The sequence below is a fragment of the Clostridium sp. 19966 genome (assembly GCF_032335695.1).
Taxonomy (GTDB): domain Bacteria; phylum Bacillota; class Clostridia; order Clostridiales; family Clostridiaceae; genus JACTOJ01.
On record NZ_JACTOJ010000027.1, the window covers coordinates 23,102 to 45,189 of the forward strand.

The 22,088-nt window shown below is 32.5% G+C and carries 19 protein-coding genes and 3 pseudogenes; 5 read left to right on the top strand and 17 right to left on the bottom strand.

Annotated elements, in window-relative coordinates:
* Window position 1: 1 nt before the first annotated feature.
* The 3 genes and pseudogenes from IAI10_RS20425 to IAI10_RS20435 all read right to left on the bottom strand — a co-directional run bounded on the left by IAI10_RS20425 (window position 2) and on the right by IAI10_RS20435 (window position 1,652).
* Window positions 2-577 carry a hypothetical protein gene (locus tag IAI10_RS20425; RefSeq protein WP_315675161.1) on the bottom strand — a complete coding sequence of 192 codons (576 nt, stop codon included), beginning with the start codon at window positions 575-577 and terminating at the stop codon, window positions 2-4.
* 477 nt (window positions 578-1,054) lie between these two features.
* Window positions 1,055-1,315 (bottom strand): annotated as a pseudogene (locus IAI10_RS20430) (DUF3102 domain-containing protein); the annotation flags it as partial.
* Between the two features lie 37 nt (window positions 1,316-1,352).
* Window positions 1,353-1,652 carry a hypothetical protein gene (locus IAI10_RS20435; protein ID WP_315675162.1) on the bottom strand — a complete coding sequence of 100 codons (300 nt, stop codon included), beginning with the start codon at window positions 1,650-1,652 and terminating at the stop codon, window positions 1,353-1,355.
* A gap of 171 nt (window positions 1,653-1,823) precedes the next feature.
* Here IAI10_RS20435 and IAI10_RS20440 point away from each other — a divergent pair, with 171 nt between their 5' ends.
* Both IAI10_RS20440 and IAI10_RS20445 read left to right on the top strand, forming a co-directional pair.
* Window positions 1,824-2,042, top strand: coding sequence for a helix-turn-helix transcriptional regulator (locus IAI10_RS20440; RefSeq protein ID WP_315675163.1), 219 nt, complete (start codon window positions 1,824-1,826; stop codon window positions 2,040-2,042).
* 2,018 nt (window positions 2,043-4,060) lie between these two features.
* Window positions 4,061-6,412 (top strand): 5'-nucleotidase C-terminal domain-containing protein, encoded by a 2,352-nt coding sequence (locus tag IAI10_RS20445; protein WP_315675164.1) that lies wholly within the window; start codon window positions 4,061-4,063, stop codon window positions 6,410-6,412.
* A 236-nt stretch (window positions 6,413-6,648) separates the two neighbouring features.
* Here the strand turns inward: IAI10_RS20445 and IAI10_RS20450 are convergent, their stop codons facing one another.
* Window positions 6,649-7,611, bottom strand: coding sequence for an aldo/keto reductase (locus IAI10_RS20450; RefSeq protein WP_315675165.1), 963 nt, complete (start codon window positions 7,609-7,611; stop codon window positions 6,649-6,651).
* Window positions 7,608-8,156, bottom strand: a complete 549-nt coding sequence (locus IAI10_RS20455; protein ID WP_315675166.1) for a flavin reductase family protein — start codon at window positions 8,154-8,156, stop codon at window positions 7,608-7,610. The genes IAI10_RS20450 and IAI10_RS20455 overlap by 4 nt, the downstream gene beginning before the upstream one ends.
* Window positions 8,157-8,438: 282 nt before the next feature.
* Between IAI10_RS20455 and IAI10_RS20460 the strand changes: the two genes are divergently transcribed.
* Window positions 8,439-8,573 (top strand): hypothetical protein, encoded by a 135-nt coding sequence (locus tag IAI10_RS20460; RefSeq protein ID WP_315675167.1) that lies wholly within the window; start codon window positions 8,439-8,441, stop codon window positions 8,571-8,573.
* A gap of 299 nt (window positions 8,574-8,872) precedes the next feature.
* Here the strand turns inward: IAI10_RS20460 and IAI10_RS20465 are convergent, their stop codons facing one another.
* The 6 genes and pseudogenes from IAI10_RS20465 to IAI10_RS20490 form a co-directional block, all read right to left on the bottom strand.
* Complete coding sequence (locus IAI10_RS20465; RefSeq protein ID WP_315675168.1) at window positions 8,873-9,253, bottom strand: MerR family transcriptional regulator; 381 nt, start codon at window positions 9,251-9,253, stop codon at window positions 8,873-8,875.
* A 56-nt stretch (window positions 9,254-9,309) separates the two neighbouring features.
* Window positions 9,310-10,464 carry an aldo/keto reductase gene (locus IAI10_RS20470; RefSeq protein ID WP_315675169.1) on the bottom strand — a complete coding sequence of 385 codons (1,155 nt, stop codon included), beginning with the start codon at window positions 10,462-10,464 and terminating at the stop codon, window positions 9,310-9,312.
* Between the two features lie 43 nt (window positions 10,465-10,507).
* Window positions 10,508-11,626: a metallophosphoesterase gene (locus IAI10_RS20475; RefSeq protein WP_315675170.1), complete on the bottom strand. Its 1,119-nt coding sequence runs from the start codon at window positions 11,624-11,626 to the stop codon at window positions 10,508-10,510.
* Between the two features lie 224 nt (window positions 11,627-11,850).
* Window positions 11,851-12,567, bottom strand: a complete 717-nt coding sequence (locus IAI10_RS20480) for an MFS transporter (RefSeq protein ID WP_396334410.1) — start codon at window positions 12,565-12,567, stop codon at window positions 11,851-11,853.
* Window positions 12,568-13,055: 488 nt separating this feature from the next.
* Window positions 13,056-14,245: pseudogene (locus IAI10_RS20485) on the bottom strand (class I SAM-dependent methyltransferase).
* Between the two features lie 142 nt (window positions 14,246-14,387).
* A complete protein-coding gene (locus tag IAI10_RS20490) occupies window positions 14,388-14,906 on the bottom strand; it encodes a flavodoxin (protein ID WP_315675172.1) in 519 nt (172 codons plus the stop codon).
* A gap of 419 nt (window positions 14,907-15,325) precedes the next feature.
* On the opposite strand from IAI10_RS20490, the pseudogene IAI10_RS20495 reads away from it, so the two are divergent.
* Window positions 15,326-16,386 (top strand): annotated as a pseudogene (locus tag IAI10_RS20495) (IS1595 family transposase).
* Between the two features lie 138 nt (window positions 16,387-16,524).
* Window positions 16,525-17,061 (top strand): GNAT family protein, encoded by a 537-nt coding sequence (locus IAI10_RS20500; protein ID WP_315675173.1) that lies wholly within the window; start codon window positions 16,525-16,527, stop codon window positions 17,059-17,061.
* A 216-nt stretch (window positions 17,062-17,277) separates the two neighbouring features.
* Here the strand turns inward: IAI10_RS20500 and IAI10_RS20505 are convergent, their stop codons facing one another.
* The 6 genes from IAI10_RS20505 to IAI10_RS20530 form a co-directional block, all read right to left on the bottom strand.
* Window positions 17,278-18,390, bottom strand: coding sequence for an aldo/keto reductase (locus IAI10_RS20505; protein ID WP_315675174.1), 1,113 nt, complete (start codon window positions 18,388-18,390; stop codon window positions 17,278-17,280).
* 268 nt (window positions 18,391-18,658) lie between these two features.
* Window positions 18,659-20,011 carry an MATE family efflux transporter gene (locus tag IAI10_RS20510; RefSeq protein WP_315675175.1) on the bottom strand — a complete coding sequence of 451 codons (1,353 nt, stop codon included), beginning with the start codon at window positions 20,009-20,011 and terminating at the stop codon, window positions 18,659-18,661.
* A 100-nt stretch (window positions 20,012-20,111) separates the two neighbouring features.
* Window positions 20,112-20,327, bottom strand: a complete 216-nt coding sequence (locus IAI10_RS20515) for a hypothetical protein (RefSeq protein WP_315675176.1) — start codon at window positions 20,325-20,327, stop codon at window positions 20,112-20,114.
* 157 nt (window positions 20,328-20,484) lie between these two features.
* Entirely contained in the window at window positions 20,485-20,709 is a 225-nt protein-coding gene (locus IAI10_RS20520; RefSeq protein ID WP_315675177.1) for a hypothetical protein, read from the bottom strand.
* 153 nt (window positions 20,710-20,862) lie between these two features.
* On the bottom strand, window positions 20,863-21,015 hold the full coding sequence (locus tag IAI10_RS20525; protein ID WP_315675178.1) for a LysR family transcriptional regulator: 153 nt from the start codon (window positions 21,013-21,015) through the stop codon (window positions 20,863-20,865).
* A 32-nt stretch (window positions 21,016-21,047) separates the two neighbouring features.
* Window positions 21,048-21,953, bottom strand: a complete 906-nt coding sequence (locus tag IAI10_RS20530; protein WP_315675179.1) for a DUF362 domain-containing protein — start codon at window positions 21,951-21,953, stop codon at window positions 21,048-21,050.
* Between the last annotated feature and the right edge of the window lie 135 nt (window positions 21,954-22,088).

Consider the following 22,088-nt stretch of genomic DNA (forward strand, 5'->3'; position numbering starts at 1 on the left):
TTTATTTTTCCTCCTCTAAATTAATAATTTCATCTATAATAACGTTAAAGCATACAACTTCATTTTCATTTCTGTCAGTTAGATAAGCTAATATATCATCTTTTTTTACTTTTCCTATTAATATTTGCATATTGTTTAATCTTCCCCTTGACCTAACTCTTGCTCCATTTGCAAACCTCATAGCTATATTCTTATCAGTTGTCCAACTATAAACATTTTTATTTTTTGCATCATCAACATAAAATCGTGAATATTCATTCTCTCCCCTATATACTGTTGCATACCCTTCACTATCAAAATTTAGTTCTTTAAAAATCAAATTTAATTTAGCAGCCCTTATCCAAACCTTAATATTTTTATTTCTAAAATATTGATGTCCTGCATCTATATCATTCCACCACCTTAGGAATAAATAATATTTTAATTCCTTTTCTACATATAAGGAACTTTTTAACAAATCCCACATAATTTCTCCTCTAGCAAAAGAATTTACGTCTAGTAATATTGTGTTGAATTTATCAATTTCATTTTTATATTTTTCCTGCATTTCTTTCTTGTAATTTTGTAGTTCCACCATAATATTTTTCCTCCTAAATTTTGTAATTAATTTTTTATTTATACGATAAACTCAAAAAACTTTTAAAATCATGTTGACTTAGTAATGGTAGTGTTGTACACTATAGTTAATCAAAAATACTAACGATAATATGTTATTATCATTCCTATTCCTTTTCACTACCTTAAGGAAGTACCGTGTATAAAACGCATGGTTACTGGTAATAATAAAGATAAGTAAGAGACGACAGTAAAAAAGTGTACGAAAAATTATAGGTATTTAAAAGTGCTAATTTTAAACACCTTGAATAGATAGTAGTAAATCTAAAAAAGAGTATAAGAAATAAAAGTAAGTTAATTGCAAAAATTAAATAGTAGTAGTTTTAAAAAAGTGTGCAGAAAATAAAAGTCTGGATGCTTATTTTGGGTTTTGAATATGGTTCACTCCTCATATTATCACCCTTTTTCTGTGTTGTCAAATTTTTTTGAGCAATTTTTATTAATTTTTTTGTAAATGTTCATTTTGAACCTTTAGAATCCATAATTCTCTAGTAGTCATTTCATCTACAGTCTTAGATTGTCCGTTGACATTATGCGTTTCTAAGATAAATTCTTCTCGTTGGTCTGAAGGTAATTCTAAAATATTATATACTTTACTAATAGATAAATTACGAAGCGTTTCGGAATTTGGAAAAGATTCAGCAACTCTTATAAAATTCCTTGCAGTATCTTGACTAAACTCCACCTTATCTTCAAGCCACTTTCCCCATTTTTAATTTGCATAATCAAAGCTCTTATTAATTATTTATAACAAATTTACAATTAGTAGTCTGTATATGTATATCCAAGCTTTCATCAAAATTAAAGTCTTCTATGGACACAATTTCGTCCAATTTTATTCTAAGTGGTGGCTCAACTTCATTTTCGGAAGTACCTAAAGCTATGTAGCCATTAGCAAAGCTAATTTCTGCGTTTTCTATGTATTTATCTAACATTACCTCGTCTGCTCCAACGTAGATGTAGATTGCCAAATCCTTTCCATCTAAATTTTGCAGAGCCTCCTGAAGTCCTTTTTTAATTGTGATTTCTTTTATCATTTTTAATTCCTCCTATAAATTTTATTTGTTTTTGCTTTAACTCGCTGTCCATGTTTTAAGTATACTATGCATACAGCTATCTGTCTACATATACTTTGTAAACATTATGTGAACAAATATTTTTTGACAACTATCTGTATACAGTATATATTTATTATAGGAGGTGAAATTTTGATAAGGGTTAATATTGATAAAATATTAGAGCAAAAAAATAAAACAGCTTTTTGGTTAAGTAAGGAAACAAAAATAGGATATAACAATCTTAAAAAATTAGTAGATAATAATACAAATGCTATTAAATTTGAGAACCTTGAAACAATATGTGATGTACTAGAAGTAAATTTAAGCGATGTGTTAGAAATCATAAAAGAAGATGAAAAAGGTAGTTGAGGATTAGCTCAACTACCTTTTTGATTTATCAAATACCACACCTTTTTATAATCAATTCATCAGATACCACAGTTTATTATAAAAAGTTCACCAAAAACCACACCTTAAGCTTAAAATATATATTAACTTCTAAAAAAATATAGTTTTTTAATTAAGGTGTGGTATTCCATGAATTAAGGTGTGGTCTTTGATAAACTTAGTAAATTCTGACCCCCAACAAAGATAAGATTTTTACCGACATTTTTACGAAGTCAATGAAATGCTTATAATTTAAATCTATGGTCATAGAAATGCTTATTAAATCTTTTAAAGTCAGCAAAATGCTTGCTACACCTTAATATCTGCATTTATGGATAAGCTTTTTACAAACATTCTATTGACCTATAAAACTCCCATTTTTGTTTTAAACATTCCCCAAAATGTTGCAATGTATCATCAATCTGTTATCGTAAGTCATGTTTTTGTTATCGTAAAGCAGGGAAGTGTTAGATTTAAATTATTAAACAGCCATAAATCTAGTAATACCAATACTTAAGAGCATCGTAATATAATCCACATTTATCTTTAATACATTGTATTTCTTTCCACCAAATCGAAAAAAGACAACCTTACGAACTTAACCGACATTACTACGAGAGTTACCGACAATTTAACGAACTACGCCTAAACCTAGTAATACCAAGGTTTTATAGACCAAGATAACACTTTCATGTATTAAGATAACATGTTCCTGATTAACCACAACAAAAACAGGACTTTTGCCGACAATTTAGCGAGGTTGAAAGTGTAAAAGACATTTTTACGAGATATGCCGACAAAAATACGAAGATATAAACATACCTTATTAATAAAAACTCATGTTTTTGTTAGGTTTAATTCCCCATTTTGTTGCAGGTATTCCCCACTATGTTGTAATTATCATGAAACTGTTAGGCTTAATTAATTAAATAGCTATAAACCTAGTAACATCAACAGTTTAAGGTATATTATTATATCTTGCTTAATTCCAAAGCCGACATTCCCACGAGGTTTACCGACTTTTATACGAATTACGCTTAAAGCTAGTAATATCAACGTTTTGCAGTAAACATAACAAAAACAGGAGTTACTACAACACTTTGGGGAAAATTTTTTATAAACATAGTATTTATGCTATTATTATATACTTCGTATTTATGTCGGTTATCTTCCCTTCGTATTTATGTCGTTTCGTATTTTTGTCGGTTAAATTGTATAGATTCCAAAAATATGGATATAATTAAAACGATAAATATTTAATCATTTTTTCCTATTTAAGCTGCATCTTCGGATGTGGCTTTGTTTTTTATGCATATTTATCTTTTATATGTTATAATTAAAATATTCAAGAACATGTGCCTTAACAAAGCTTTATAAAGGTACTAACCTAGTAAAATCAAGCCTTTTAGTATGTCATAGTCTTCTTTCTGCCTCTGGAGCAGGCACTGTGTTGGTTCGAATCCAGCTTGGGCAGCCAAAAAAGACTTAATGACGATTAAGTCTTTTTTATTTTAAAGAAAAAGGCACATGCTTTTGAAGAATTTATTCTCAACTGTAAAGTAAGAAATTTATCAAAGCATTCACCATGATAAATTCCATTATATTTATTAAGAACATTTTATTCATACAACATGGTAATTATTGACATTTTAATTTTTACATTATAAAATTATATTAGACGGCTGCGGTGATATAAATAATAGGGAGTGATAGTATGCTATTAATATCAATTATTGGATTAATTGCATCTTTGCTAAGCATAATAAATAATGGTTCGTCTATTATTTCTAAACTTATGCATAAATAAAAGCACTCCCGACAAGATTCGCTACCTTGGGATTTATTATATTTATGCCGTAGTCCGTCGTCCTTAATGAATCGATATTTTTTCTTCTTTATTAATAATATTACAAATTAACAGTATTTTAACATAAATATCCATTTACTATATAAAATCGATGTTAAACTGTAATAGATTATTACATAAGGTGGGATAAAAAATGTATTTAAAAAAAATCACTAAAAAACTCTTTATATTCTTACTTTTCTTATCTATTGCCTTTGGAAATACAGCCTTTAAAACTACTGTATTTGCAGACACTCCTGCTAAATCCTTCACTATTTTTCATACAAATGATATGCATGGACATGTACTTGATGCTTTCAACAAATCAAATACTTTAACTCAAATAGGTTTAGATTATGTAGCCTCTGTAAAAAGCAACACTCCAAATTCCTTACTTATAGATGCTGGTGATGCCACTCAAGGGGTACCCTTTGCAACTTTAAGTAAGGGATCAGATGTGATAAAACTAATGAATTCAGCTGGCTATGACGGCATGGTTTTAGGAAATCATGAATTTGATTATGGACAGAATCAAACCATAGCTAACGCAAAATTAGCAAACTTTCCTGTGATATCTGCAAATGTACTGCAAAATGGAAAAGCCTTTTTAGATGGCATAAACAGCAATAACGGAATGTATTTTATAAAAACCATTAACGGAATTAAAGTTGGATTTTTCGGTATAACCACTCAAGAAACCTTATACAAAACCAATCCTGCAAATATAGTTGGATTAACCTTTGCTGATCCAATATCCACTTCAAAATCAGAAGTAAGTAAATTAAAGAATGAAGGCGCTGAGATAATTGTAGGTATTATGCATATAGGCAATGATACCTCCAGCAGTCCAGTAAGCACTGATATTGCAAAAAATGTGGATGGCATAAATATTATAATAGACGGTCACAGTCACTCTGTAGAAAATACAGTAGTAAATGGTACTCTAATTGCTCAAACAGGCTGCTATTCTGCTAATTTGGGAAAAATAGATGTTTCCATTGATGCTTCCGGAAAAATTTCGTCCTCAGAAACCCTCATGGCTCCATCAGATATTCAAAAAAACTACACTCCTAACAATACAGTTCAGACTTTAGCAAACAGCATTAACGCTTCTCAAGCTTCTATATATTCTCAGGTTGTTGGACACACTGACACTACCTTTTGGGCTGGATCAGTAAATGGACAATCCGTTGCAAGATTAGGTGAAACGAACCTAGGCGATTTGGTTGCAGACGCTATGTCGTACAGTGCTAAATCACAAGTTTCCAATACAGATTATTCATCTCTTCCCATAGTAGCCTTAGAAAACGGAGGAGGCGTTCGTGATGTAATTCCTGCTGGAGATATAAATAAAGGACAGATAATATCAGTTTTACCTTTTGGAAATATATTATCTCTCAAGGAGATTACCCCTGCTATTCTATATCAAGTTATAGAAAATGGCGTATCTAAAATAACTGGACAAGATAAGACTACAGGATTGATAACTGGAGCCGACGGAAGATTTCCTCAGGTATCAGGAATGCGCTTCGAATACAATCCAAATAGTCCTGTTTCAAGCAGAGTGGCTAAAATTGTTTTACTTAACAAAGACGGAAGCGACGGAAAGATACTTGATAGAAATGATAATTCTACCAAGATAGTTTTAGCCTCTAACGACTTTGAAACAAGCGGCGGAGATGGCTATACTATGCTTGGCAGTTTAAAAAACATAGGTGAAGGCAATGCTTTAGATGTGATAACAGAGGATTATATTCAATCACTTACTGCCAAAAATGGAGGAAGCTTTTCATATCCAATGTATCAAGGAAGATGCAAGGCTATATCAGACTACTCTCCTGTTCCTTATAACTCATCTATAACCGTAAAAAATGGAGATACCCTTTTAGCTAATGCTAGCTTACTATATTCTGTAGATAATAGCCAGGCTCAGGAAGCTTCAACAGATAGCAATGGTGTATTATTAATTAACAATTTGCCTTCCGGAGCTCATTCTGTCAGAATTCTATTTAACTCTCTCACCTCAGAAAATTATATCAATAATTTAACTGGTGCAGGAACAGCTTCAAATACACCTGTCACAGCTTCATTAGCAGCTGCTGATAATAATTTAATAGCCGATAAAGCTGCTGCTGATACGGTAACCGCTAAAATAAAGGCTATACCCGAAAATGTCACTCTAGCTGATGCTGATTTGATTTCATCTGCTAGGAAAGCTTATGATGCTCTTACCTCCTCTCAAAAAATCTGGATTACAAATTACAGTAAACTCACCGATGCTGAAGCTGTAATAAAAAATTTATTGCAAAATCAAATTAATAGCAATCCTGAAAATACAACTAGCTCTGGCGAAACATCTACTAAAGCTTCTAATGAAATAACCTTACCCAAAACAGGTTCTTTCATAGACGAAGATATACTGGAAGCAGCAGGTGTGAGTTTAATACTCTCAGGAACTATTCTTATTATATTTAAAAGGCGTTCTAGATCAGGCAGCATTAAATAATATTCTTCTGTATAAATAAAGTTACTTCTAGCGGGCTTCAATCCGCTAGAAGTAACTTTATTTTTCAGGAAACGCTACAGATGATAAAATATTCAGATGCTGCATACAGCATATTCAGAAAGATTACTTCCACTCTTTGTTCATTATATTCACTCCATTGTTTAAGGTATAAATTTCTTCGAATATAATATTACGCTTCCTTCTTTTTCTATTATTCTATTGATAAAAACAGTTCTCTATAAGGCACCAACAACGGCATGTGGCACATAACACTCTTCAAGAAATACCACATCTTCATCTGTCAGCTTTACATCAAAGCTTCTTGCTGCATCTTCATAATATTTCACTTTCGTTCCACCAATGATTGGTGCCGTCACGCCTTTTGCAAACTGCCATGCAAGGGCAATCTGTGTCATGGTGACATTCTTTTCTTTAGCCAGCTTTGCAACATGTTCTACGATTTTCATATCACTTTCCATTGTAGCATTATACTTCTGTGCCGCCATTTTATCTGTCGCACTTCTTTTACTCTCTGATTGCCAGGTTGGTCTTGACAAATGTCCTGCTGCAAGTGGACTATATGGTATTCTTGCCACGTTCGTTTCATCGCAGATTGGAATCAGTTCTCTCTCATCCTCACGATAGAGAAGATTGTAGTGATTCTGCATTGATACGAACTTTGTCCATCCATTCAATTCTGCAATGTGTTGCATCTTCATAAACTGATATCCGTACATGGCTGATGCTCCAAGGGCACGTACTTTTCCAGCCTTTACAAGTCCGTCAAGCGCTTCCATTGTTTCTTCAATTGATGTTCCATAATCAAATCTATGAATAATATAAAGATCCACGTAATCCGTTCCCAGACGCTTCAGTGAACCATCTATTTCTCTGTTAATTGCTTCTTTCGAAAGATGTCCTTCATTAAAATAAACCTTAGTACCAATTACAACTTTTTCTCTGGCAATATTATTCTTCAAGGCACGTCCAAGATATTCTTCACTTGTTCCATGTGAATATGTATTGGCGGTATCGAAGAAATTAATGCCGAGTTCTAATGCCTTCTTTACAATTGCTTCAGTATCTTCTAGATTCAGTGTCCACTGATGAAAATCTTCGGATGCCTTTCCAAAGCTCATACATCCCACACATAACTGTGATACCTCAATACTTGAATTACCTAATTTTGCATATTTCATTGTCTGCTCCTTTCATTAGCTCCTTTTGCAATTACATCACCCATGCTTAAATAATTATAATTTGGCATCTCGAATAAAACTGGTTTAAACTGTGTATAATCAATTTTCCCATTAGCATTTATAATTGTTTCATCAGCAAATGTATGTACTATCTTGAGAATAAAGTTTTCAAATACACCTACTTCATATATATCAGCCACAGTACACTCCATTACAACTTTTGCATCTTTAATCATTGGCGCGCCTGTTTCTCCAACTTCATACCCAAATACTTCTGATTTATCAACCTTACTTCCCGAATTGCATCCACAATAATCTGCTTTTTTTAGTAGTGCTTCATCAATTACATTAACTGATAATGCTTTTGACTCCTTCACTCCTTGATTTATAAAATGTGGCTTAGCAAGACTCACCAAAAAACTATCATGGCTCACAATCCCTGTATGTGCCACCAAAGTCCATGTTGGTTTTCCGTTTACCATTGCACCGACAATTACAACAGGTGTAGGATATATTCCTAATGTTGCTCCTAAATCTTTTTTCATATTTCTTTACCTCTTTCATTTTATATGATACATATTGCTACAACCATAAAATCATACTAGTATGAAAATAAAGTATGATTAATTCTCTGCTATAGACTATTTATATTGCATACTATATTTTCGCCTCCTTAAAATATTATTGTTATATTAATCTCTACTCATATACCATAAACCCTTAACTTAACTTAAGGTCAATAGGTATTTTTTTTGAATAAAATAAAATATGGGGTTTTAAAATATGCAGTTAGGATGTAAAATTAATATAAAAAGGGGGGAATTTACATGAGAAAATTAATCAGTTTAATTTTGGGTATAATATTAATTGTAGCTGTTATAAGAATAACAGTAGCTATACTTAAGGTTTTATTTGTATTATTTGTACTATATTTAATATATGACGCTATAAAGCATTGGTAATACATAAAATTGTTGTTAAAATAGCGCACTCGCTTACAAGCGAATGCGCTAAAATTAATTAATATTTAAATACACTTTTTAAATATATTTTCTATGTCCTTCTGATCAAGCTGCTTAAAGCCTTGCATAATTGCACCTCTGCAAGCTTTCTGAGCCATTATCTCAAATTTAGAATCATTAATACCAATTTGGGATAAAGTACTATCTAATCCTATTGATTTTATTTATCATTTACATTTTCTTATATCCTGTACTCTTAGCAAAAGAAGGCTTTAAACCATAAGCTACTATTATCAAGTTTAATCTTTTCTTAATTCTTTTTCTTTTTTACCTACTGTCTGTTCATAACCTTCTATTTTGCGATTAAGGCGTTCCAGAGTTATCTTCATCTCTTCCATTTTTTCAGCAAGATGCTTGCGCTGATCAGTTAATAATTCTTTTCTAGCCTCTACCGTCTCACTCCCCTGCTGAAATAAAGCCACATATTCAATTAAGGCTTCAATTTGCAATCCAGCACCTCTCATGCATTTTATAAATTCTACCCATTTGCAGTCTTCCTCATTATAATCTCTAATTCCACTTTTGTTACGATTTACACGAGGAATTAGTCCTATGCGTTCATAGTAGCGTAGAGTGTCTTGTGAAATTCCAAATTTTTCACTTACTTCTGTAATAGTCATATACTTTTCCACCTCCTATTATAGCAACATAGCCGTTTGTCTTTAAATATTACATTTTAGTTTCCAAACAGATTAGTTGCTTGTTTCATTTTGTTTATGACATCTACACTAAATGGACAATTCTTCATGCAGGAACCGCATTCTACGCATTCTCCTGCATGATGCTCCAATAAAGCATAATGATTTTTTAAGGTTTCAGGGACTTCTTCTTGAATTAATGCTAAATCTAAATATTTATTTACTGCGGCAATATCAATTTTTTTTGAGCATGGTGCACAGTGCCCGCAATACATACAGTGTCCGCTAAAGGAACTTCTTGGAGCATTAGCTAGTACTTCACTGTAGTCCTTTTCTTTATCCTTTGCTGAAACATAAGCAGTAGCTGCTAATATTTGATTAATATTTCCTACTCCCACCATTACTGAAGCTACTGCTGGTCTAGTTAAGCAGTAATGCAAACATTGTACTGGTGTCAGTGCTTTCTTAAAGGGAGATTCTTTTTCACTTAATAATACTCCAGCAGCATATCCCTTCATAACTGTAAGTGCTACTCCAGCATTTTGACAAGTTCGATAAAGTTCATCTCTTTTAGAATCTATGCCTCCATAAGTTCTATCTTTAAAAGTATTCTCTTCAAAAAGTATATTTACATCTTCACTGGCTGGTAACATATCATAAGCAGCATTGATACTAAATAAAATCACATCTATTATTCCTGTCTCCACTGCTTTAAAAGCAATATCAGTATTATGCGTAGATATTCCTAAGGACTTAATAATTCCTTTTTCCTTTAATTCTTTGGCATATTTTATTATTTCTCCATTAAAAATATTATCAAAATCCCTCTGATCATCCACGTAATGAATCATTCCTACATCAACATAGTCCAACTGCATTCTAGCTAAAAAGTCTTCATAGGCATTTACAACTTCTTTAATATTTCTTGTACGCCTATATTGTCCTCTATCCCAAGTAGAGCATAGATGACCTTCAATAACAAAACTGCCTCTAGGATATTTGCTCAAAGCTTTTCCCACATTACTTCTTACTTCTGGGTTAGAATTATATAAGTCAAAAAAATTGATGTCTTCCTTCATTGCACAATCAATAATTTCTTCACATTGCTCATAGCTTTTATTTTCAAAGCCTTCACCTCCAATACCTATAGCACTTATTTTTATTCCTGTTCTTCCTAAACTTCTATACTCCATAACACACCTCTAAATTAAAAATATTACCTTAAGTGAACTTTAACTACCTTTTCACGTTCACAATGACATATTCTGAATGAGAACCTGTTCGAATCGGATATCCCCATCCTCCAATACCAGATGAAACAATAATTTGATAATTGCCTATTCTTTTATATCCATAATTCAGTTCTCCAATTCCAAGCACTTTGTTAAATAATCCTTCTGGCCAAATCTGACCAGCATGAGTATGACCAGATAATTGTAAATCTATTCCTTCTAGGCTATTTTGCTTCAATTCGCTAGGTTGATGATCTAATAATAAAAGGAAATTATTAACGTCAGCATTTTGAAGAAGTTCTTTACTTGTTTTTCGATTTATCTCAGAAGAGAAACCCTTATCTTTTCTTCCAATGATAGTTAATTCTCCATTTACTTTATATATCTCATCTTGTAATACATGGACCCCATTCCTCTCCAATTCATTTTTTAATTGATTTTCATCAAAGCTAGGAGTGGCAGAATATGTTGCCTTATCATGATTTCCATAAATATAATAAGTTCCATAGGTGCTCTTTATATTTCCTAACAGCTTTGCTGCATTTTTCATTTGCAATAAATTTGTTCTTTCGTCAACGATATCTCCGCAAAGAGCTACAATATCTGGCTTATTGTCCTCTATTTCTTTACAATATTTCATAAGCTCTTTTTCATTCATGGTTGTACCAAAATGAAGATCTGAAATCATAGCGATTTTATAACCTTGATCTCGTATTGCTTTTCTTGTATGAACAGTATAGTCAGTTTTCACAACATTTTTCATATTGTAATAACCATAACCTAGAATCATTGACGCAATAATTATAGGAATAAAGCCACACCTAAAAAGCTTATTCCAAATATTAATTTTTATACCTTTTTTCTTATGTAAAGCTACAAATATAAAATTAAGTATTTCCATACATAAAGCTACTGCGACAATATGGAATATAATCAAAGCACCAACTCCAAATAAATTAGCAGAAAAAATAACTGCCAAAAGTGTCAAAAAAATAGAGGCTATTTTTATTTGAATACTTTTTAGTTTTATGCCCCAAAAGTCAGCAATGCGTAAAAAATAAAAATATAAATAAATTCCAATAGGAATCAATAGAAAAATTGGTAGTATTATATATGCTATCATCAGCATATCCTCCTCACGAAGAAACAATTTCTTAATTATTGAATAATTATACTGCTTTTTGTGCTCCATTTATTAGTGACTTTTGATATATTTAAATTTATAAACATCATAATTAGGGGTAATTATAGACACGTTTGTAGATTATACTAAAATACTCTTTATGAAGGAATATTTTAATAATTAAAGTTCACTAATCATACTGCTATACTTGTTTACGTAAGCATTTACACAAAAAGCAGAAAATTATTCGAATGGTAAGTATTGAGAAAATTATGCTTTAATATTTTAACCTGCCTTCTCAACGAAATCATAATAGCATTTAGAGTTAACTCTAAGTCAAGTATTTTATAAAAAGAATTTCTCATACTTTTCATTCCACCAGCTATCATTATACCAGCACCTAAATAATCAATTCTTTCATCTGTAGAAATTCTTTTAGAATCCTTAAAGAAGATTTGAACGCTTAGGATTGAGATTAATGCAATTGGAACATTAATATAGAACACCCAGTGCCAGCTAAACACATCGACTATCCAACCACCAATCAGTGGTCCAATAATTGAAGCTGCACTGTAGCTTGCCGTAGCATATCCAATAATTTTTCCTCTCTCCCTTAAGTTCGTATACAAGTCTGCATAAATGATAAACGGCATAGTATTCATTCCGCCTGCACCTATTCCCATAACGGTTCTCGCTATCAAGAAAAATATAATATTACCTGATAATGCTTGAAATATTGAACCAATGGCAAATAATAATGTGGCTATTTGATATGTTTTTTTGTTTCCAATACGTTCTCCTAATTTACTCCAAAGCGGAGTCACCACTGCCATTCCCAATAAAAAGACAGCTACTATCCACCCCATGTATTGAATTCCATGTAAATCACTTATGATTGATAGTAAGGCAGTATTAACAATCGTCCCATCTAAACCTGCCATTGCATTTGACAATAGCAGGGCCAGTGTTACAATAAATATTCCTTTTTATTCATATAAAAAAACTCCTCCCAAGTAAGCTTAAATTTGTACTGTACAATTTATAACATGCATAAAATTCCTTATATTACTTTGATATTTATTAAAAATTAAAAAGCTGTAACGTATAAAACAATAATACGCCGCAGCTAAAGCTAAATATTATCTATCACGTACTTTATTTGGTTACCAAACACAAACTCACTACTTTATAGATAATTTATGTACATTTAATTACCACGACTTTTGATTCTGAAATATTAACGATTCTACTTTCGTTAAGTGACAGCCTAATTATATGACCTAAAGTTAGCTTTAAGTCAAGTACTTTTTCTATTTTAAAAAAAGACGTGCCAAAATTATGACATGTCCTTTTTGAAATAGCAATGATTGTACACTTATGTTTGTCGTTTTTTGGGTTTTAGTTTTTATTTTTTCTATTTCATCTATATTTACTCTTCTCTTTTGTACAAAAATTCTCTTGTAAGCTCTAATTTATTATTGTTTCCCTTGGCATATAATATTTGATGAAGATCAATCATACCATTGTTAAACGATGCGGCACAAGATGCTAAATACAGTTTCCATATTCTAACAAATCTCTCATCAAACATTTTTAAAATTTCTTGTCTATGCTTATTAAAATTTTCATACCAACAAAGTAATGTTTTATTATAATGCCTTCTTAAGCTTTCAATATCTAATGTATAGTAGTTGAATTCGGTCCCAATGTTTACAATTTCAGTCAAACTAGGTACTACACCACCAGGGAATATGTCCTTTTTAATCCACGAATCTCCTGAAGATTTTTTTCTTCCACTAATATAATGCAATAAAAATAATCCTTCTTTTTTAAGCACTGCATCTATGTTCTTGAAGAATAGTTCATAATTTGATCGTCCAACATGTTCAAGCATTCCAACACTTACTACTCTATCAAACTTCAAATTTGATTTTTTCAAGTCGCGATAATCCATCAATTCAACTGTCAAATATTCCTCTAGGTTTTCTGCTTTAATTCTTCTGTTCAATTCTAAATATTGCTGTTGACTTAAAGTAATTCCAACTCCATGCACTTTATATTTTTTTGCAGCTTCAATTAGAAGATATCCCCATCCACAACCAACGTCTAACAGTTTCATACCTTCTTTTAACTGCAATTTTCTTAAAATATGATGAATTTTATTTTTTTGAGCTTCAATTAATGTATTATTTTTATTTTCAAAATATGCACAAGAATAACTCATAGTCTCATCTAGCTAAAGCTTATAGAAGTCATTTCCTATATCATAATGTGAAGTAACTTCTTCCTTTTGATTCTTTTTAGATGTAGAAGAAAACATCAATTTACTTAATGCACTCTCATTCACATCAAAATCGTCTAACTTTCCTAAAACTATGTCTAATGCATCATATAAATCTCCTTTCTCCATATCTAATACCTTATCCATATATGCTTCACCTAAAGCTAGAGAAGTACTAGTTAGCAATAAGCTCTTATTTATATTGCCATTAACTCTAATAACAAATTTAGGTTCTCCTTCACCTATATTTAATTCTTTTCCATCCCTAAATATCACTTTAAATGGTGTCTGATTTTCCTGTTTAAATATTTTTTGATTACTGTACTTTCTAATGACATAACCTTCAATTTCCTTTCACTCTTATCTTGTTTTGCTAACTTATAATAATCATTTGTATAATTCATAGCCTCTATCTCATTCCAAGTGAAATGCTAGTCAATGAACTTTGTTAATTGGCTGGCATTTCATATCTAAACACTTTTATTTAATCCAATTAACAATGGAATTTTTTGCATTCTTTACACTGCTTCCATGAATTGAAAGTCCATTTTTTACTTCTGCATTATGACATAGCTTCTTAATATCTTTTTCACTGTGTCCCATACCGCTTCCTTCATGTGTACAAAATGGCATTATTATCTTTTCATCAAAATAATATTCTTCTAGGAATGAAAATACTGGCATTGGCATAGTTCCCCACCAATTTGGATAACCTAAAAATATAACATCATAATCCTCTATATTCTTTAAGTGATCTGTTAGATTCGGTCTTACATTGCCACTAAGTTCATGCTTTGCAACTTCTGTACATTCTTTATAATCTGCTGGATAATCATAATCTGCTTCTATTTCAAACAAATCTCCATTGGTCTCTTCTTCAATCATTTTTGCCGCTACTTCAGTATTTCCCACTACAAGATTTACAATTCTTCCATTAGAATAATTTGCGCCTCTTCTTGAAAAATAAGCTATTAATACTTTTTTATTATCTAAATTCATTTTATTATCTCCTTTTCTTTTAACTTTATTTATTAACTTTAATTGTAATTCTCACATTATCTCCAGCTGAAACCAACTTAGAAATTTTATAGATTTACTTTACTACTTAGAGCAAACTCTAAGTCAATTGATATTTTTTATTTTTTTATAAAAAGCATCTAACTTTTTTATTAGCATTTAAGATAACAATATTTAAATTGTAATTCTACATATTAAGTCATTAATTACCGAAGTTGTTTTTTCATTCCATTTTTCAGTTATTTGTACAGATATATACAAATAACTTTTTGTTGCAGTCTTCATATACTACAATAAAAAGTTTTTTAAATTGGCTCTATTAAAGAATAGCGTTGAATTTTGACTACAATCTATAGAATTGGCTATAATAAGAATATACGAATGATAACGGAGGTCTTATTATGCCAACTGTAGAGTCAGTAAAGAATGATATAGAGGCTTTAGGTACAGCAGGACAAGAGGAAATACTACACTATCTTGAAGAAGTGTTTGTGTTAGGCTCATTTGCTACAGAATTTACAAATGAAGTTAAGGAAAACAGATTTTCAAGGGGGAAAGTCTGCCCTCATTGTGGTCATGATGAAGTATCCAGAAATGGGAAATATAAAGAAAAACAAAGATATATCTGCAAGTTCTGCCGAAAGACTTTTACCGACTTTACACTCTCTCCAAAGCATAATAGCAAGAAAGATGTTAAGCAATGGATACAATATGCAAGTGCATGATAAATGGCTATTCCATAAGAAAATGTGCATAGGAAGTTAAAATAAGCATACCCACATCATTTTACTGGAGGCATAAAATATTGGACGCAATTAGAGCCTTTATGGGTATCTGAAGTGTGGGTGGTGTTATAGAAGTTGACGAGGCGTTCTTTAGGGGGTCCTTTAAAGGAAACCATAGGAAAAACACTACTTTTACAATTCCCCGAAAAGTCCATAAAAGAGGTGTTAAGGGTAGTTATAGCAGTAAAGATGAAAAGAGAAAAAGAGGTATCTCAAAGGAACAGGTATGCGTTTTATGTGCTATGGATAGAACAGGAAATCTTATTACTGAACTTATATGTAAAGGAAGAATGAAGCATACAGATTTAGAAAGGCTCTTTACAGGTAGAATTGAGGATGAAGCCATTCTTTGTACAGACTCCCATAAGAGTTATATTCAGTTCGCCCAAAATTTAGGCGTAGAACTCCAACAAATTAAGCGTGGTAAACATAAAGAAGGCATATATCATATACAACATATTAACGCCTTCCATAGCAAATTAAAGAAGTGGATGAATAGGTTTAATGGCGTTGCAACTAAATATATTGCTAATTATATGTATTGGTTTAAATGGCTTGAAATCTTTAATACCGAGAAAGATACTATAAAGAGCAAAAATTTATTGGTTCAATCCCATACCTCTCATACTGACACAAAATTAAAGGATTTTAGGATTAGAGAAGCAATCTATGTATAATGCGTGTAAAATATTTGAAATTATACCTCTACATGTTATATAATAAAGTAAATAGAGAATTGTAGATTTTTGTGGCACAATGTTAAGAAATGTGAAGCAAAGAAAGTTTATATAATATACATGATGAGGAGGATTTTTATGAAGAACCCATATGAAATATGCCCCACTTTTGAAACAGAAAGTTTTATTTTAAGACTCGTTTCAGAAGAAGATTCCGAAGGTCTACTTAAATGTTATTCTGATAGTAAGGCACAAAAAATTTTTAACTCTGATAGGTGTACAGGTGATTTTTGTATTTACACAATTGAGGATATGTTACAATGTACTAAAGCTTGGCTTTGTGCATATTCTCAACAAGAATTTATACGCTTTGCAATTATAGATAAATCACTATCTAAAGCTATTGGAACAGTAGAAATGTTTGGTTATGCTGGTAAATATAAAATTAAAACGGGAATACTCCGAGTTGATGTTTCTTCTAAATACGAAAATGCAGATTACTTAAACGAAATATTTAGTGTTTGTAACGAGAACTTTTTTGATTTGTTTGAGGTTGATATGATTGCAACTAAGGCAATACCTCAAGCTGTTGAAAGGCGGAATACATTATTAAAAATTGGCTTCTGTGAAGGCAATGCATATGAAGGAGAGCACTATTTTTTGCGTTCAAAATAAACATAATCTACAGTAAACTTAATACATAATATTCTTAAGATGTGCATTAAGGGAACTTTTAACAAGTTCCCTTAAAAAATTGCATATTATCAACACTGTTCTTTAACATAGCCTTTAAATTAAGTTATTGATATTCTTCTGCATGTTCTACTGTATGAATCCCATGTCTAAACTCCATTCTCTCAATCAGTGCTTTTCCGTCTTTTGTATTTCGACTTATCTTCTAATTTCAAATTCTTCAGCAACATTCACAAGCAAATCCCTGATTTTCAAGTGCTGTGGACAAATTTTCTCACATCTCCCACATTTGATACAATCGCTTGCTTTTCCATTCTTCACAGTATAGACATTATGATAATAATAATCTGTATTCCAATTGTTAAATACCTTTTTCGCATTCATGCAGGCAAATAAATCCGGAATTGCAATATTCTTAGGGCAATCATCTGTACAATAGCGGCATGCTGTACAAGGAATCAGATTCTGAGCCTTGAACACTTTACATACTTGATTTATTGCCTCCTGCTCTATGCTAGATAGAGGATTAAAATTTTTCATGTAGCTGATATTATCTTCCATCTGCTCCATGTTGCTCATTCCAGAAAGCACCATCATCATTCCCCCAAAACCAGCAGCAAAACGTATTGCATAACTAGCTATACTTCCACCATGCAGTGAATCTAGAATTTCTTTTGCATTATTGGGCAGATTTACAAGATTGCCACCCTTGGTAGGTTCCATAACGATAACTGGCTTATTATATTTACGGCAGACTTCGTAGCATTTCCTGCTCTCAACGGCAGGATCTTCATAATCTACGTAATTGAACTGTATCTGAACAACTTCGATTTGAGGATATTCAATTAGTATCTGTTCTAAGACAGAAGCTTTATCATGAAATGATATGCCAAAATGTTTTATCTTCCCTTCTTCTTTCAGTTCTAGTGCTGTTTCATAAGCTTCACATCTTTTGAACTTTCCAAAAATATTATTACTTTGTGCATGCATCAAATAAAAATCAAAATAATTTACACCGCAAGCTTTTAACTGACTTTCAAATAAGGGACGTATATCTTCTTTTTTTTGAAAAAAATGTGTAGATAATTTATTTGTTAAAATATACTGATCACGAGAATAACGCTTAGCCAGGCAATCCCTCAGTGCCGTTTCACTTTTGCCGCCAATATATCCATGAGCAGTGTCAAAATAATTGAATCCATTTTTTATGAAAGTGTCTATCATAGGCGAAAACTCGGCATAATCAACCTCGTTATCTTTCATGGGCAATCGCATACACCCAAATCCAAAATTTTTTTTAATTTTATCCATACTTTAAAACTCCTTTCCATATCTACCAACACTTCTGCCATGAAGCGCAGCAATTCCTTTTTCAGCTTTCGCTTTGGGACAAAATTTTTTATGTCACTTTAACTGCGTCCCATGCCACTTCATTGCTTAAATATTACCAAGACTCCTTCCTGCCTCTTGTGCTCCCTTTAAAAATTGAACACATAATACGTCTGAATTTCCATTTGTCCTTGGACTTCCACTTACTGCAATTACTTTCATATAATTTCGCTCCTTCTATTAAGTAAGGCTAAACCGCCTTAAATTTTGTCCACCTATCTTTTTTATAATGCCATTCATAAATAACAGACTTCACAATCCAGTCAACAAACATTGCCACCCATGTACCGAGCATACCCATATGAAATTGAAGTGCAAAAACATAGGAAAGTGCAATTCTGCAAAGAATCATTGAAACAATACTTACAACCATAGGAAACTTAGCATCCCCGGCGCCTCGAAATACAATCGGAAGCATATAACCAGATGGCCATATGAGAATCATCATGACTGCATGTGCTATAACAATCGTCCATGTCATGGTATTTGCCTCAGCAGATAAATGATATACTTTCAGAATCAACGGCATGCATGCCAAAACAATAGCTGAGCTTACTATAAAACTAATATGCATAATCAGTCGAACTTTCTTTTTATAATACTTTACCTGTTCATATTCTCCTGCTCCTACACATCTTGATATAATAACAGAAAGCCCAAGATTCATTGCCATACCTGGAAGAACTTCAAACATAACTATGGTTCCTGAAACAGAGTTAGCTGCGATGGAAGCAGTTCCAAATACAGAAACTATACTCAATACAACCAGCCTTCCCAGATAAAACATTCCATTTTCAAAGCCAAATGGCGCCCCGATATTTAATATTCGTTTCAACATCAATAAATCAAAACTCTGGGTTATGAAATTTGTAATTCTAAGTTCAAAATCTTTTTTATGAGCTAAAAATAATATAATTACAGCTGCTCCAGCTCTTGAAACCAGAGTAGGTATTGCAACCCCCAAAACTCCCATATGAAATCCTGTCACTAGCAGTGCATTACCTGCAATGTTTAATATATTCATAATCAGCATGATTTTCATTGGCAGTTTTGCATTTCCCATAGTTCTAAATATTGCTGCTCCAGCATTATAAAGTGCAAGAAACGGCACAGAAATTGCTACCACCATAAAATACTGGTTTGCTGCACCTTCCACTTCTTTTGTAATTGAACCAAACAGGTTATGCAGAATCAGCGGCTTACACAAATAAAGCAATGCAGTGATAATAATAGCCAATACCAAAGCTGTCTTTACCAGTTGATTTGCTGCCTTTCTCGCATTGCTTATCTCTTTTCGTCCAAGGTACTGTCCTGCTATAACAGCTCCTCCAGTTGCCAGTGCTGCAAAAATACTAATAATTAGTGCCATAACAAAGTCAACTAATGAAACACCGGACACTGCTGACTCGCCGACCTGAGCCACCATCATAGATGCTGCCATCCCCACGGTGTACTCTAATCCCTGTTCAATGGTCAGCGGTAAAAATAATGAAAATAAATCCCTGTTTGTAAAAAATCGCTTTTTATCTAATATTTTTTCCATAAAAATTACTCCTTTTCTTTTGTAATTTCATAATATCTTTTACCCTAAAAAAGAGCAATTTCACTTACTAATCACCTTAATAAGTTAAACTTATTCGAAATTATTTTTTATCATTATCTGCCAGCAACGTTTGTAGTATATCAGCAAATTCTCTTACATCTTCTGCATCTCTACCTTTTTTCCAAAATGCATAATAATTCCTCTGTATCTGATTTTTCTCCTGAAGAAGAGGTAATCTGCGAATAGGAATTTGCATATGCATAAAGTTTTTACCTCCTTCTACTGGCATAAATCCCTTGTTTCCCGCAACCAGCATTCTCCCTTCTTCTAAATTTTCTGCAAAAACAAAGCTGCCATTAAATCCCATGGTATTTTGATAATAGTTCTGCTCATTTTCCTGTTGTTCTTTGGAAGCAATCAGTATGCAAGGGGGGCTCTCTTAAGATCTTCCATTGTCAAAAACCTCATATTGTTCAAAGGACTCCTGGGGCTGATATTTCAATAAATAAATACACTGTGCACAAATGATAATTAACATATGCTTCTGATAACGCTCGTCTCTGATCACTGATTACCATATCCACATCTTCATTCCGCAAAAAGTCATACAAATCCTCATGATTTCCATTTACTATCTGAAGGTCTGTTTCTGTATATCTCTGAGAAAACACTGCCAGAGACTGTTGAAGTTCCTGCATAGCAAAGCTCTTACAATATCAGACCCTGAGTTGATTTTCGCTATTTCCTACAATCTTACGTGTCTCCCTTTTTAGCCTTTCTGCCTCGTCCAGCAATAAAAGGCTATGCTTATAAAAATATTCACCTGCAGAAGTCAAAGAAAATTTTCTGTTCTAGCGTATGATTAACTCCACTCCTAAATCAGCCTCAAGTGCCTGAATCTGTTGAGAAATAGCCGACTGTGAAATAAAGCACTCCTCCGCTGCTTCTGTAAAGCTGTTTCTCTCAACAATCTTTGTAAAATATTTCATTTGCCTAAGTAGCATCATAAACCTCCTTTTCTTCATAAAACTTGTACTTACCTTTCTATTTCATATAAATCATAGTTCCTGGTTCCAAGCTCAAGCTCTTCTGCATGTTCTACTGTATGAATCCCATGTCTGGACTCCATTCTCTCAATCAGTGCTTTTCCGTCTTGGGCTGCATATACTAGGTCAACACATGCTTGATCCAATGCAACGGGGTCCAAACCTGCAAGTATTCCAATATCATCCATTTCCGGTTTTGCCGGATTAGAGTCACAGTCACAGTCTACAGATAAGTTATTCATAACATTTATATAAACAATATTTTTTCCTACATAATCAGCAACAGCTTTTGCTGCTTCTGCCATTGACTCTAAAAAGTCATCCTTTGGAGTGTTTAGCCCAAATCCTGTAGTTTCCCTTCCTGCACTATGAATCAAACTCTTTCCCATGGAAGATGCAATTCCTATTGACATATTTTTAAGCACTCCGCCAAATCCCGCCATAGCATGCCCTTTAAAATGTGCTAAATTAATTACGAAATCATAATTTGCTAAATGCGAGCCAACCAAATCTTCTTTAAGATGTTTTCCATTAGTCACAGGAATACTCATAGAACCATCTGCATCCATAATATCAACAGGGGCAATGGCTGTGAATCCATGCTTTTCTACTGCATGACGATGAGATATAGTATCTGCTCGTCCTCCACCATATGCAGTATTACATTCTACAATCGTTCCATTAACTAGCTGAACTAGCGGTGCAATTAATTTTGGTGACAAAAAATGATGTCCTCCTGGTTCGCCGCTAGATATCTTTACTGCCACTCTTCCTGTTGCTTTATGTGCTAGAGCTTCATAAATTGCAATTAAACCTTCTGGACTTATATCTGTGGTCATATAAACTACAGCTTTGCTTTTATTATCACTGTTTTTCTTACTTGTTATTAACTCCATAGCAATCCTCCCCTTTTTCTATCCTTATTTTATTTCCTTGATTTTCATAAAATTATTTTTCAATTTCTATTTTCAAAGGTAATGATACTCCTTTGAGTTAACTCCAAGTCAATAACTTTTTATATTTCTATCTAG

Bases quoted from the DNA above. Each gene is read 5' to 3' on its own strand.
- IAI10_RS20460 (WP_315675167.1), top strand. From the start codon at position 8,439: ATGAGAAAATTAATCAGTTTAATTTTGGGTATAATATTAATTGTAGCT.
- IAI10_RS20470 (WP_315675169.1), bottom strand. From the start codon at position 10,464: ATGGAGTATAGAAGTTTAGGAAGAACAGGAATAAAAATAAGTGCTATA.
- IAI10_RS20510 (WP_315675175.1), bottom strand. From the start codon at position 20,011: ATGGAAAAAATATTAGATAAAAAGCGATTTTTTACAAACAGGGATTTA.
- IAI10_RS20435 (WP_315675162.1), bottom strand. From the start codon at position 1,652: ATGATAAAAGAAATCACAATTAAAAAAGGACTTCAGGAGGCTCTGCAA.
- IAI10_RS20445 (WP_315675164.1), top strand. From the start codon at position 4,061: ATGTATTTAAAAAAAATCACTAAAAAACTCTTTATATTCTTACTTTTC.
- IAI10_RS20475 (WP_315675170.1), bottom strand. From the start codon at position 11,626: ATGATAGCATATATAATACTACCAATTTTTCTATTGATTCCTATTGGA.
- IAI10_RS20465 (WP_315675168.1), bottom strand. From the start codon at position 9,253: ATGACTATTACAGAAGTAAGTGAAAAATTTGGAATTTCACAAGACACT.
- IAI10_RS20530 (WP_315675179.1), bottom strand. From the start codon at position 21,953: ATGGAGTTAATAACAAGTAAGAAAAACAGTGATAATAAAAGCAAAGCT.
- IAI10_RS20490 (WP_315675172.1), bottom strand. From the start codon at position 14,906: ATGAATTTAGATAATAAAAAAGTATTAATAGCTTATTTTTCAAGAAGA.
- IAI10_RS20505 (WP_315675174.1), bottom strand. From the start codon at position 18,390: ATGGATAAAATTAAAAAAAATTTTGGATTTGGGTGTATGCGATTGCCC.
- IAI10_RS20500 (WP_315675173.1), top strand. From the start codon at position 16,525: ATGAAGAACCCATATGAAATATGCCCCACTTTTGAAACAGAAAGTTTT.
- IAI10_RS20515 (WP_315675176.1), bottom strand. From the start codon at position 20,327: ATGCTGGTTGCGGGAAACAAGGGATTTATGCCAGTAGAAGGAGGTAAA.
- IAI10_RS20425 (WP_315675161.1), bottom strand. From the start codon at position 577: ATGGTGGAACTACAAAATTACAAGAAAGAAATGCAGGAAAAATATAAA.
- IAI10_RS20450 (WP_315675165.1), bottom strand. From the start codon at position 7,611: ATGAAATATGCAAAATTAGGTAATTCAAGTATTGAGGTATCACAGTTA.
- IAI10_RS20455 (WP_315675166.1), bottom strand. From the start codon at position 8,156: ATGAAAAAAGATTTAGGAGCAACATTAGGAATATATCCTACACCTGTT.
- IAI10_RS20480 (WP_396334410.1), bottom strand. From the start codon at position 12,567: ATGGCAGGTTTAGATGGGACGATTGTTAATACTGCCTTACTATCAATC.
- IAI10_RS20525 (WP_315675178.1), bottom strand. From the start codon at position 21,015: ATGCTACTTAGGCAAATGAAATATTTTACAAAGATTGTTGAGAGAAAC.
- IAI10_RS20520 (WP_315675177.1), bottom strand. From the start codon at position 20,709: ATGCAGGAACTTCAACAGTCTCTGGCAGTGTTTTCTCAGAGATATACA.